Origin of the sequence: Butyrivibrio sp. AC2005 (assembly GCF_000424145.1) — a bacterium.
In the GTDB taxonomy this organism is placed as follows: Bacteria; Bacillota; Clostridia; order Lachnospirales; family Lachnospiraceae; genus Butyrivibrio.
The window spans coordinates 43329-55928 of record NZ_AUJI01000012.1 but is presented as its reverse complement, the minus strand read 5'-3'; the positions used below and the strand labels follow the sequence as shown (position 1 = coordinate 55928).

Genomic DNA, 12600 nt, shown 5'->3' with positions numbered 1-12600 from the left:
CATATAAAGTCAAAATAACTTTTAATCATTTATATAATAACTAAATATCGGCCAATATGTATTGGTATAAAAATCAGCCGGTCACACCAAAAACTTCTGCACAGGCAGCCTTCAAAGAGTCCATATCTTCCATGGTATTTATAAGCGCTCTGAACTTCGCGGAACCCGGAAGTCCGGTTGTGTACCAGGATACATGCTTTCTCATCTCCCTGATTCCGATGTACTCACCCTTATACTTAAGCTGCAGATCCGCATGACGTACAACCATGTCGTACATTTCACCCATCGTAGGCCTCTCCGGTACCTCACCTTCACCAAGGTAAGCTATCACTTCCCTGAAAATCCAGGGATTCCCTTCTGCTGCCCTGGCTATCATCACGCCATCACAGCCAGTCTCATCTATAAGTGCCTTGGCGCTTTTTCCGTCAGTCACATCGCCGTTTCCTATTACCGGAACCTTTACAGCCTGCTTCACTTTTTTTATTATCGACCAGTCTGCCTCTCCGCTGTAGTACTGTTCCCTTGTTCTTCCATGAACAGCAATCGCGGCAGCTCCGCCTTCTTCTGCAGCAAGAGCACACTCAACAGCATTTACGCTGTTTTCATTAAAACCTTTTCTTATCTTAACTGTCACAGGTCTGTCAGTCTCGGATACCATGGCTCTGACAATCTTTTCAATGAGCCCGGGATTTTTCATAAGAGCTGATCCCTCTCCGTTTCCCACTACCTTAGGAACGGGACACCCCATGTTTACATCAAGAATGTCGTATGGCTTAGCAGCAATCATCCGCGTAGCCTCGGCCATAACCTCAGGCTCACTTCCGAAAAGCTGCAGCGATACCGGTCTCTCCGACGGATGAATTTCCATCATGTTGTCAGTGTTTCTGTTGTGATAGGTTATTGCCTTGGCACTCACCATCTCCATGCATACGAGCCCCGCTCCCATCTCACTGCAAAGCAGACGAAATGGCAGGTCAGATACCCCTGCCATTGGTCCGAGTATTATGTTATTTTTAAGCTCAACATCCCCAATTGTAAGAGGATGCAGATATTCGTTATATCTTATTCCTTCGTTATTAAAACCTGTTGAAGGTCTATGCATTACTAAAAATCCCTTCTAATATTACTGATCTTCTTCGCTTAAAAGATCACTTACATCCTCATGCAAAATCATCGCACGGTAATACATCTGAAGCGCCTCGAAAAGATCCTGCCTCTGACGTCTCACCTCTCCGATAAGGAGTCCCGCACTCACCTCATCATAGGTGATGTCTTCTTCATCTCTCGTGGTCTCCATGGTGATGGAGCCGTCATCCTCAAACTCAATTGTGAAAATACCACCGGCCTCCTGTGTAAACAGCACGCTTATAATATGAAGTTCCTTCTGAATACTTTCAGGTATCTTTTTGAAAAGAGGATTAAAATAATACTTCATCTCATAAGCATTTGCACCGCAAAGAATAATTCTTCCACCTGCAGACACGCTTCCAAGAGAACCATCCTCAGTGACAACCTGTATGTCGGACACGTCTTCTCCGGTCTCGGCATTGGTAATCTTTCCGGTTTCTTTATTTATGATAAGGCGTCGTCCCTTTGATCTGTCTGCATTCAAAGTGTCGGAGTGAAGTTTTTCCTCATCACCGGGACGTGCTTCTTCGTTATAGACTTTTCTTGTTTCTTTTTCGCTCATATTACCCTCATCCGGCACTTCGTGCCACCTGTCTACGTTCCTCTTCGGTCCGCGCTTAACCAACGTCCCCAAAGGGGGAAGGCTTTATATATTATTACTCGCCGCCTTCAAATTCTTCGTTCTTGGGTTTTGTCTTCTTATTCTTTTCATAGATAATGCGAAGTCCCTGTATTAAAAGGTTGGGATCATAGATATCAATTTCCTCGCATTCATCTGAGATAAGTATTCCGAGTCCTCCGGTCGCAACAACCTTGATATCCTTAAGTCCGGATTCGCGCTTCATCTCATTTATAATATACTTCGCCTGACCGATCTGGCCATAAACAAGTCCCGCCTGCATGGAGCTGATAGTCTCCTGTGCCATAATACTGTCGGGCTTTTTGATTTCAATCTCCGGAAGCTTTGCCGTATCCTGCCAAAGAGCCTTAGCTGAAATCCTTATTCCGGGGCTCACAACTCCGGCCTTAAAATCGCCGTTTTCATTAATGAAAACATAGGTTGTAGCTGTGCCAAAATCTATTACGATAGCAGGTCCGCCGTATATCTCGTAGGCTGCTACCGCACCAACTACAAGGTCAGGACCGACTTCTCCGGGATTCTTTGTCATTATCTTAATGCCGGTCTTGATTCCGGGGCCCACAATATAGGGCTGTTTCCCCAGATACTTAACCATGGAATTTACAAGGGCATGCATTATATTGGGCACAACACTTGAGACGATTATTCCTTCAATCTCTTCCCTATTGATTCCGTTATTTCTTAACATCGCAATTATGTTGTTTCCGTACTCATCCGAGGTGTGAGCTGTCTGTGACATCATACGAAAAGATGCCACTATTTTTTCTCCTTTTAAAACACCAAAAGCGATATTTGTATTTCCAACATCAACTGCTAAAAGCATGGCTACCTCCGGTTACACATATCCGTAAAGGCCTCTGACACTGACCTCACCGGCATTTATTTCTTCGCGCCTACCGTCCTTACAGGTTATTATCAGCGCACCTTCATCCGTTATCCCCTCTGCAATGGCTTCGTATTCACCCTTAGGGTCAAGGATTCTTACTTCTTTTCCTATATTAATAAGTCTGCTCTCGTAATCTTCTCTCAATTGTCTAAGATCACAAACCTCTGCATACTTCTCATAGTTGCTCTCAAAGTGCTTCATACAATTTGCTATGAGTTTTGATCTGTCTGTCTCTCTGCCTGTTTCTGAAAAAATCGATCCTGCAGTCTCTCTTATCTCCTCAGGAAAAAGCTCTAATGGCTGATTCACGTTAATGCCTACTCCGATCACCACAAAGTAGTCGTCCTGGTCAGGCATCTGATGGAGCTCTGTAAGAATACCACAGATTTTCCGTTTATTCAAAACTATATCATTGGGCCACTTGATTCCTGTACCTTTTATTCGATCATCATAAGCTGAGACAACTTCATCTACAGCCTGAGATATCGCCAGCGCCATCACAAGCGTTAGCCCTGACACCTTGTCCATCGGAATCTGCGGCCTCACCATCAGACTCATGAAAATATTGTGCCCTGCAGGACTGCTCCAGCTTCTTCCACGGCTCCCTCTTCCTGCATCCTGCCTGTCAGCCACCGCCAGGAAACCTGACACTCTGCCATTAAGTCCTGCTGCCTTAGCCACATTATTGGTAGAATCGATCACCGGATAGTACTCTACTTCCTTCGCCACCCATTCGGTCGTAATCCCACCTTGAATCTCTTCTAAATCCATATCAATCTTCTCGAACTTACTCCTTTATCGAAGGTCAAAAGCCCGGGGATGAATCGCCAGCTTTGGTTATATATATAATACTTTGCGCAGTTCCCGGGGCAACACGAGCAAATATTATATATATTGCCAAAGCGCACTGCATAACCGGGGTTTTGACCGGCCCATCAAATAGTTGCGTACATTACCGCCTTGATGGTGTGCATGCGGTTTTCTGCTTCCTGGAAGACTATTGACTGCTCGGATTCGAATACCTCGTCCGTAACCTCCATCTCATCCAGCCCGAACTTTTCCTTAATCTTCTGACCGATACCTGTCCCAAGATCATGAAAAGCAGGAAGACAATGCATGAATACAGCCTGATCCCCAGCATTTTTCATAATATCCTTAGTAACAGCATAAGCCTTCAGATCTGTAATTCTCTCTTCCCATACTTCGTCAGGCTCACCCATTGAAACCCATACATCTGTTGAGATAACATCTGCACCCTTGGTAGCTTCCATAGGATCCTCATAAAAATCTATTACAGCGCCGGTCTTCTCGGCTATCTCTTTACATGTCTTTACAAGCTCTTCATTCTGCCAGTATTTTTTTGGCGCGCAGGTTGTAAAATGCATTCCCATCTTTGCGCAGGCGACCATAAGTGAATTACCTGTATTGTATCTTGCATCTCCCATGTATACCATGTGGATTCCTTTGAGCTTACCGAAGTGCTCACGTATAGTCAAAAGGTCTGCAAGCATCTGCGTGGGATGAAACTCATTAGTAAGGCCATTCCAGACCGGTACTTTTGCATACTTTGCAAGTGCCTCAACTATTTCCTGTCCAAAGCCTCTGTACTCGATACCATCATACATGCTGGCAAGAACTCTTGCAGTATCAGCAATGCTCTCCTTTTTACCAATCTGTGAGCCTGACGGATCAAGGTAAGTGGTTCCCATTCCAAGATCATGTGCAGCAACTTCAAAAGAACATCTGGTACGTGTGCTTGTCTTCTCAAAAATTAGAGCTACGTTTTTTCCTCTGTACTCATCATGCAGAGTTCCGTTTTTCTTCTTCTCTTTAAGCTCTGCTGCGAGGTCAAGGAGATACTCTATCTCTTCGGGTTCAAAATCAAGTAACTTAAGAAAATCTCTTCCATGTAAATTAACTGCCATGATCACTCCTCCTGTAATATGTAAATGTAGTTTCTGATATTTTTCGCTTTTCTAAACTTTTAACAAAAAGCCTGATCGTGGGTTTCCCACAATCAGGCTTTATTTTACCATAAATCTGCTTTATATAATACTATTACCAGAATACGTGTGCTCCGATAACCTGTCCATCATGTCCGCCTGCACGTCTGAAGTGAAGTGCTGTTCCGCAGGTTGTCTCTCCTGCAAGTGCTGCATTTGCAGCCTGGAGACAACTATCCGGAATATTTCCTGCATAGACTCTGTCAACTGATCCGTTAAGTGCAGGTGTGAACTGACCTGATGCATAAATTACACCGGAGATGGTTCCTGCATAAGCATTGGACTTAACACGGTTCATAACTACGGCACCAACTGCCACCTTGCCTTCATAAGGCTGATTACCGGCTTCGCAATAAATAAGTGCTGCAAGAAGTCTCGCCTCATCTGTGGAAGCTGCAACCGCTCCGGTATTCTGTGTAAGCTGTGCTTCAGCAGCCTTAGCCTCTTCCTCAGCCTTACGCTGAGCCTCCTCGGCTTCTCTGGCCTCAATAGCTGCTAATGTCTCACCTTCATCTATCCTGAAATCAGTCTCTACATAATCAGCCTGAACGTAACCGGTCTCATCGTTGTAATCAACCTGGATCCATCCGTTTCCAAGATCCTCGACCATGTCCACAAAACCGTTATTAGTTATAACTCCTAAAACCTCTGCATCCTCATCTGCCTCAGCACGGATACGAAGTGCATCACTCTTACTTGATACGAGCTGAACTCCTACTTCCTGAGCAAGTGCTTCAGCCTCTTCTCCAAAAAGGAGATAATCATCCTTAGCCCATCCAACAAGATCTCCTGACTGAATCTTGGTCCAGCCATCCTGCTGTTCTATAATCTTACCACCACAATCTTTATAAAGGACACCAACCTTCTCAGATTCATCATCAGGCGAGATACGAATATTCATAGCCTGAGATACATTAGCCATTACAAGTCTGGAGGAATCCTCTTCTTCATCGTATTCCCCATCTTCATAGGCATCATCATTTGCACTATCGTTAATATCCTGCGCAAAGTCATGAGCCTTGGCAACCTCTTCATCAGAGATCTCTGCAACTTCGGTAGGATTTAAAATGTTACCGATTCCTACGTCGCTGCTGTTCAAAACATTTGTTGTTCTTGCCTGTACGGTTGTGCCATTGGAAGTTCCAAGTATAATAATCGCCATTGCGAATGCGAGAACTCCCTGCATTAACGTGCCTGCTTTTTTCATGCTTTTTTGCTTCCTTTTTAAGATTGTTACAAATTGTTAAGATAAAACACTCGCCTATTGTAACAAATGTATGTTATTTTGTCAAATTATCACCAAAATTATCGTAAAAAAGACTCCCGAAATAATCGGGAGTCTTGATAAATACTAGCGTTACAAATTGTTGCGTTTTTTCGTTTGTTAGTTATTACCTAAATTTCGTTACTAAATATGTGTATTATTTATAGCTCCTTGCTGCGCTCAATAGCTGCCTGCACTGCGTCCATTACGATGCCTCTAAAGCCCATTTCTTCCATAACTTTGACCGCCTCGATGGTCGTACCTGCAGGTGAACACACCATATCTTTGAGCTCACCCGGATGTTTGCCAGTCTCCAATACCATCTTCGCACTTCCAAGTACCGCCTGTGCAGCAAATTCATAGGCTTGCTTTCTTGGCATTCCGCCAAGTACAGCTGCATCCGCCATCGCCTCTATAAACAGGAACACATATGCAGGAGATGAGCCGCTTACACCGGTTACAACGTCCATAAGGTTCTCCGTTACTACGTTTGCAGTTCCGCAGCTTCTTAAAATATCAAGCGCCATATTAAGATCATCATCACTGCAAAGATTATTCGGGCATACCGCTGAGCATCCCTCTCCAACCAACGCAGGAGTATTTGGCATAACTCTGATAATCTTTACCGGTTTTTCGAATTCCTTTGAAATCCACTCCAGCGTCTTGCCCGCAGCAATGCTTATAACCAGCTTGCTTTCATTAACATCATCCATTATGTCCGCTATTGCAACCTTCAAAAACTGAGGTTTTACTGCAAGAAGAATAATATCCGCTTCCTTTGCAACATCAGAATTATTATCCCTTGTCTGTATTCCGAACTTCTTTGCAGCGCTCTCTCTTGCTGCCTCCATCGGATCTGAACCAATGATATCCTGGGGATCAAAAATTCCCTTGGAGATAATTCCGCCCATAAGTGCCTTTGCCATATTACCAAGTCCGATAAATCCTATTGTCATACCTTACCTCCTGTTTCTCTCATACCTTATTGAAGTTACTGTTTTATTGTATATTATTATCAAAATTGACTGTTAACTGTTTCTTCTCTGTCTTGCTGCTTCAAAGGTCAGGATAGCTGCTGAAGTTGCAGCATTCATGGACTCCACCTTTCCGAGCATCGGAATCAGAACATAATCCGTTGCAGCATCCGCCGCTTCACTTGTCAGACCGTTTCCTTCATTTCCTATGAGAAAAGCGCATCCTCCATGGTAATCTATCTCATCGTAATTCTTCTTCCCTTTCAGATGAGCAGCATAGCTTATAACACCATGCTTTTCATGAAGCTCCCTTACCGTTTCGGGAATTGATTCTACATATATGAAGGGCACTCTGAAAATTGCTCCCATGGTTGAACGCACAACCTTTGGATTATATACGTCCGCCATGTCACTACTCATGATGATGCCGGTAACGCCTGCGCCTTCACCTGTTCTGAACATATTACCAAGGTTTCCGGGATCCTGAATATTCTCAAGTATAAGAAGAAGTGGTGCTGCTTTTTTATCCGCTGTAGCATCTCTTTCTCCCAGCATATCCTTCAATGTCCAGCTTTTCTGCTTAACAACGGCTATTACTCCCTGTGGTGTCTGAGTGTCAGCCATCTTCCGCATGACATCGTCTGACACCTCCTCAAAGGTTGCTCCGTCATTTTTACGTATATCTTCTATTACACGTCTGTCTTCGTTTGAAAGATTTTTAAGAAAATGTGACGTTGCATAAACTTCCCGGATAAGGTCTGAAGGCACCTCACGCAGCATGCGGATTCCTTCAATAATAAAGACTCCGTCCTCACGTCTTGCCTTTGCCTTTTTACCGTATTCTGCTATCTTCTTTACTCTGGAATTATTTGTGCTGGAAATCATGATCCCCTCATCCGGCGCTTCGCGCCACCTTCCCCCCAAGGGGAAGGCATAATATATTATAGAAAAACCTTCCCACAATGGGGAAGGCTTTTATCTTTTTAAAGCCTCTAAGGCTTTTATCTTTTTAAAGCCTCTAAGGCTTTTGTTTTTTATTACAGTATCTTACTGATCTCGTACTGATACTCAGGAATGGACTTCTTCATTGCAAGAGCCTCATCGATATCATAATCAACGAACTGTCCGTTTCTGAAAGCAACTACGCGGTTTGTCTTACCTGCTGTAAGAATATCTGCTGCATAGCAACCCATAAGAGATGCATATACACGGTCTTTACAAGTCGGGCTACCACCACGCTGCATGTATCCAAGGATAGAAGCTCTGGTCTCAAGACCTGTAGCAGCTTCGATACGGCGAGCCATTGATGCTGAGTGTCCGATACCCTCTGCATTGATGATGATGTGGTGTGTTTTACCCTTTTTACGGTTATCAATGATGTTATCAATAATTCTCTGCTCGTTGTAGTCATACTTCTCAGGAAGAAGAATGTCATCAGCACCGTTAGCGATTGCGCACCAGAGTGCGATATATCCTGCATGACGTCCCATAACCTCAACGATACTTACACGCTCATGTGATGATGAAGTATCTCTGATCTTATCGATAGCTTCCATAGCAGTGTTAATAGCTGTATCAAAACCGATAGTGTAATCGGTACATGCGATATCAAGGTCGATTGTTCCGGGAAGTCCGATTGTGTTGATGCCCTGTGCTGAAAGCTTCTGAGCACCTCTGTAAGATCCGTCACCACCAATAACAACCATTCCGTCAATGCCGTGCTTTCTGCAGATCTCAGCACCCTTCTTCTGGCCTTCCTCAGTTGTGAACTCCATACATCTTGCAGTTCCGAGAACTGTACCACCTCGCTGAATAATATCAGCAACGCTTCGGCGCTCCATGTCAACAATCTCTTCATTAAGAAGACCCATATAGCCCTTCTTAACACCCTTAACCTTAAGTCCGTTTGCAAGAGCCTTACGAACAACTGCACGGATAGCAGCATTCATTCCGGGTGCATCGCCACCACTTGTAAGTACTCCGATAGTTTTTATTTCTTTTGCCATGTCAGGTAATACCTCGTTATTGATAATAATTTGTCACTTTTTACGCTAATATATTAGCGCAAAATTCCACAATCTGCAATTATATCATTCAGAAATTTAGCATCTTTTTATTCTTTCCAAAATCTTGCGATAAAAACTCACACCACTCTTATATTCTCTTCTCCGAATTTACCTGCAAGAAGGGATATAGTATCCTCATTTGCCGATACCTTAAAAGATGACGGAAGCATTTTTATAAGCTTCTGATCCCTTAGATAAACCGCAACCTTATCCTTCGCTCCCGGACCTGTCACAGTGGAAAGAAGTGTCTCTTCCAGATCCTTTGCCTTTTTCTCATATTCTTCCTTGTTATCAAACTGAACCCAGAGTGTTCTCGGAACCTCATCAAACAGCTGTATCTTCGAAGCAATGAGTTTGGCATCCTTGTCCTCTTCGGCACTTACTCTTCCCTGTATAAACACCTTGGCGTCATCGTTAAGTCTTCCCACATTTGACTCGTAGGTCTTGGGAAATACTATAACTTCTATACTTCCAACCAAATCCTCAAGAGTAATGAATGCCATAAGCTGGTCTGTCTTTGTATATTTGGTCTTCTTATCTGTAATGATGCCTCCGACCGTAACTGTTGCATTATCCTGAACAACAGTAGCATCCGTCTCTTCATCAAGATAAAAATCCGTTGTCTTTGCTGTTATGTGTTTTTTCCAAAGTCCCTCGTATTCCTCAAGAGGATGCCCTGAAATATAAACATCCAGAACCTCCTTCTCAAACTCCAGGCGCATATCCTTAGGATACTCTCCTACATCGGGGAGCTTTATCTCAAACTGTTCCTTCACTTCCTGTGGTGCAAAATCAAACAGAGACATCTGTCCGGCAAAGCTGTTCTTGCTCTTGTCATGAAGCTGATCCAGCATTCTTCCGTACACGCACATCATCTGCTTTCTTGTTCCGCCAAGGCAGTCAAGTGCTCCCGCTTTTATGAAATTCTCTACTGCGCGCTTATTGATTTCGCCATAGGGCTCCATCCTTGTAAGGAAATCATTGATATTCCTGAACTTACCACCGATTTCCCTTTCCTTCACTATAGCTTCTATGACAGGTCGTCCCACACCTTTTATGGATGTCAGCGCATAACGGATTGCTTTTCCGGCAGTTCTGTTATCCACTACAGCTTTATTAGCATGATCTTCTTCTCTCTTTTGCGCGTCAGTATCAAGTCTTGCAACTGAGAATCCGGAAAATCCCTCATTTATGTCAGGTGGCATAATATCAATTCCCATATTTCGACAGGTCATTATATAGGAAGAAACCTTTCCCTGATTGTCGATAACAGAGGTCATAAGTGCCGCCATGAACTCAACCGGATAATAATATTTAAGCCATGCAGTCTGCATTGAGACAACCGCATAGCAGGCAGCGTGGGATTTATTAAAAGCGTACTTTGCAAAATCCATCATAGAATCGTAGATTCTGTTTGCAACATCTGCAGAAACTCCGATAGCCTTACATCCGGGAACTCCTTCCTCCACATTTCCGTTTACGAAGTTTTCCCTCTCGACCTCCATAACATGCTGTTTCTTTTTACTCATGGCACGTCTTACTTCGTCCGCGCGGCCAAGAGTATATCCTCCCATCTGCTGAACTATCTGCATAACCTGCTCCTGGTAGACTATACATCCATAGGTAGGAGCAAGGATGGACTCAAGCTGCGGAGCCTCGTAGGTAATATTCTGAGCGTCCTTTTTTCCTGCTATATATTTAGGAATAAAGTCCATCGGTCCCGGACGATACAGAGAAATTCCGGCTATGATATCCTCCAGGGACTGCGGTTTAAGCTCCTTCATAAAGGACTGCATTCCCGCACTTTCCAGCTGGAACACGCCCTCCGCATGTCCGCTTCCGATTGCGGCAAGAACCTGAGGATCATCATAATCAATTTTATCCATGTCTATGTAATTGGGATCTCCGGGCTTTGCTCCGATTGACTCATTTGCAAATCGCGCTGCATCCTTAATTACCGTAAGCGTACGAAGACCAAGGAAATCCATTTTCAAAAGTCCCAGCTCTTCTATTGTGGTCATTGTAAACTGTGTAGTAAGGTTACCTTCCGCGGATCTGGAAAGAGGAACCAGGTCCTCCGCGGGCTTCTGGCAGATAACGACACCTGCAGCATGAATAGAGGTGTGTCTGGGCAATCCCTCGAGCTTTTTGCACATGTCTATCAGATGCTTAACCTGTGGATCCGACTCATACAATCCTCGCAGCTCTGAATTCATATCCAGGGCTTTTGAAAGAGTAATATTAAGTTCATTAGGTATCATCTTTGCAAGGTTGTCACCGAAACTGTAAGGAAGATCAAGGACTCTTGCCACATCTCTTATAACGCCCTTTGCCTGAAGTGTACCAAAGGTTATAATCTGAACAACCTTGTCCGCACCATATTTTCTTGTAACATAATCAATGACTTCCTGTCGTCTCTCGTATTCGAAGTCCACGTCGATATCGGGCATGGACACACGTTCCGGATTCAGGAAACGTTCAAAAAGAAGATCATACTTAACAGGATCGATGTTAGTTATATGTGTACAGTACGAAACTACAGAACCTGCTGCCGATCCACGCCCGGGTCCTACTGCTATTCCGTTTTCCCTGCAGAAATTTATGTAATCCCAGACTATAAGGAAGTAATCCACATATCCCATTTTCCTGATAACAGAGAGCTCATAATCAAGCTGCTTTTTTATAGTACCGTCATCATCAGGGTATCTCTCCTTTAATCCGTCATCGCACAGCTTATTAAGATAAGTCCAGGAATCATATCCCGGCGGCACCTCGAAGTGAGGGAGCTTTGTAACGCCGAACTCAATCTCAACATTACATCTGTCTGCAATCTTCTGTGTATTCTCCACCGCCTCCTGGGCATAGGGGAAAAGAAGACGCATCTCGTCCTCACTCTTAACGTAATACTGACCGCCCTCATATCTCATTCTGTCTTCGTCGGTTACCTTTTTACCGGTCTGAATGCACAGAAGAAGATCATGGGGCTCAGCGTCCTCTGCATAGGTATAGTGGCAGTCATTGGTCACAACAAGCGGTATATCCAGTTCCTTTGATAAGGTCAAAAGTGCGGAGTTGACTCTTGCCTGTTCCGGAATTCCATGATCCTGCATCTCAAGGAAAAAGTTCCCATGTCCGAAAATCTGATCATATCTTAAAGCTGCTGCCTTAGCCTCCTCAAGGTCTCCCTTTGTTATCGCCTTAGGCACCTCACCTGCAAGGCACGCTGACAGACATATTATTCCCTCATGAAACTCCTGAAGAAGCTCCAGATCAACACGGGGTTTATAGTAATATCCTTCCGTGAAACCGCGGCTGACAATATGCGAAAGGTTCTCGTAGCCCTTATTATTTTCCGCAAGAAGAACAAGGTGATAATATCTGTTCTCATTAACACCTGCTTCCTTCTCAAAGCGGGAGCCCGGTGCAACATACACCTCACACCCGATGATGGGTTTTATTCCTTCCTTCTTGGCAAGCTTGTAAAAATCGATAACTCCGTACATGACACCGTGATCCGTTATGGCTCCGGCCGTCTGTCCAAGTTCCTTAATTCTCTTTACATAGTCTGCTACTTTATTCGATCCGTCCAACAGGGAATATCCTGTATGGACGTGTAAATGTGCAAATGACATGTGTGTT

At 44.0% G+C, this 12600-nt stretch carries 10 protein-coding genes; all 10 read right to left on the bottom strand.

The window, feature by feature from the left end; translation table 11 throughout:
* Window positions 1-73: 73 nt before the first annotated feature.
* Complete coding sequence (gene dusB, locus G602_RS0103695) at window positions 74-1102, bottom strand: tRNA dihydrouridine synthase DusB (RefSeq protein WP_081675821.1); 1029 nt, start codon at window positions 1100-1102, stop codon at window positions 74-76.
* Window positions 1103-1123: 21 nt separating this feature from the next.
* A complete protein-coding gene (locus tag G602_RS31300) occupies window positions 1124-1690 on the bottom strand; it encodes a DUF6145 family protein (protein ID WP_242835480.1) in 567 nt (188 codons plus the stop codon).
* A gap of 94 nt (window positions 1691-1784) precedes the next feature.
* Window positions 1785-2591 (bottom strand): type III pantothenate kinase, encoded by an 807-nt coding sequence (locus tag G602_RS0103685; RefSeq protein WP_026657740.1) that lies wholly within the window; start codon window positions 2589-2591, stop codon window positions 1785-1787.
* 12 nt (window positions 2592-2603) lie between these two features.
* Window positions 2604-3425, bottom strand: coding sequence for a biotin--[acetyl-CoA-carboxylase] ligase (locus tag G602_RS25010; protein ID WP_049945031.1), 822 nt, complete (start codon window positions 3423-3425; stop codon window positions 2604-2606).
* 164 nt (window positions 3426-3589) lie between these two features.
* Window positions 3590-4579, bottom strand: coding sequence for an ornithine carbamoyltransferase (argF, locus tag G602_RS0103675; protein WP_044930957.1), 990 nt, complete (start codon window positions 4577-4579; stop codon window positions 3590-3592).
* 133 nt (window positions 4580-4712) lie between these two features.
* Window positions 4713-5864 carry a cell wall hydrolase gene (locus G602_RS0103670; protein ID WP_026657737.1) on the bottom strand — a complete coding sequence of 384 codons (1152 nt, stop codon included), beginning with the start codon at window positions 5862-5864 and terminating at the stop codon, window positions 4713-4715.
* A 218-nt stretch (window positions 5865-6082) separates the two neighbouring features.
* The gene (gene proC / locus G602_RS0103665; RefSeq protein ID WP_026657736.1) at window positions 6083-6877 is read right to left on the bottom strand and encodes a pyrroline-5-carboxylate reductase; all 795 of its coding nucleotides are present in this window, start codon (window positions 6875-6877) and stop codon (window positions 6083-6085) included.
* Between the two features lie 72 nt (window positions 6878-6949).
* The gene (locus G602_RS0103660; RefSeq protein ID WP_026657735.1) at window positions 6950-7780 is read right to left on the bottom strand and encodes a TrmH family RNA methyltransferase; all 831 of its coding nucleotides are present in this window, start codon (window positions 7778-7780) and stop codon (window positions 6950-6952) included.
* A gap of 152 nt (window positions 7781-7932) precedes the next feature.
* Window positions 7933-8901, bottom strand: coding sequence for a 6-phosphofructokinase (gene pfkA, locus G602_RS0103655; protein WP_026657734.1), 969 nt, complete (start codon window positions 8899-8901; stop codon window positions 7933-7935).
* 137 nt (window positions 8902-9038) lie between these two features.
* Window positions 9039-12593, bottom strand: a complete 3555-nt coding sequence (locus G602_RS0103650) for a DNA polymerase III subunit alpha (RefSeq protein ID WP_026657733.1) — start codon at window positions 12591-12593, stop codon at window positions 9039-9041.
* Between the last annotated feature and the right edge of the window lie 7 nt (window positions 12594-12600).

What these genes read in the sequence shown, in the direction of transcription:
- G602_RS25010 (WP_049945031.1), bottom strand. Translation starts at nt 3,425, where the DNA reads ATGGATTTAGAAGAGATTCAAGGTGGGATTACGACCGAATGGGTGGCG.
- G602_RS31300 (WP_242835480.1), bottom strand. Translation starts at nt 1,690, where the DNA reads ATGAGCGAAAAAGAAACAAGAAAAGTCTATAACGAAGAAGCACGTCCC.
- dusB (WP_081675821.1), bottom strand. Translation starts at nt 1,102, where the DNA reads ATGCATAGACCTTCAACAGGTTTTAATAACGAAGGAATAAGATATAAC.
- G602_RS0103685 (WP_026657740.1), bottom strand. Translation starts at nt 2,591, where the DNA reads ATGCTTTTAGCAGTTGATGTTGGAAATACAAATATCGCTTTTGGTGTT.
- G602_RS0103670 (WP_026657737.1), bottom strand. Translation starts at nt 5,864, where the DNA reads ATGAAAAAAGCAGGCACGTTAATGCAGGGAGTTCTCGCATTCGCAATG.
- proC (WP_026657736.1), bottom strand. Translation starts at nt 6,877, where the DNA reads ATGACAATAGGATTTATCGGACTTGGTAATATGGCAAAGGCACTTATG.
- G602_RS0103660 (WP_026657735.1), bottom strand. Translation starts at nt 7,780, where the DNA reads ATGATTTCCAGCACAAATAATTCCAGAGTAAAGAAGATAGCAGAATAC.
- pfkA (WP_026657734.1), bottom strand. Translation starts at nt 8,901, where the DNA reads ATGGCAAAAGAAATAAAAACTATCGGAGTACTTACAAGTGGTGGCGAT.
- argF (WP_044930957.1), bottom strand. Translation starts at nt 4,579, where the DNA reads ATGGCAGTTAATTTACATGGAAGAGATTTTCTTAAGTTACTTGATTTT.
- G602_RS0103650 (WP_026657733.1), bottom strand. Translation starts at nt 12,593, where the DNA reads ATGTCATTTGCACATTTACACGTCCATACAGGATATTCCCTGTTGGAC.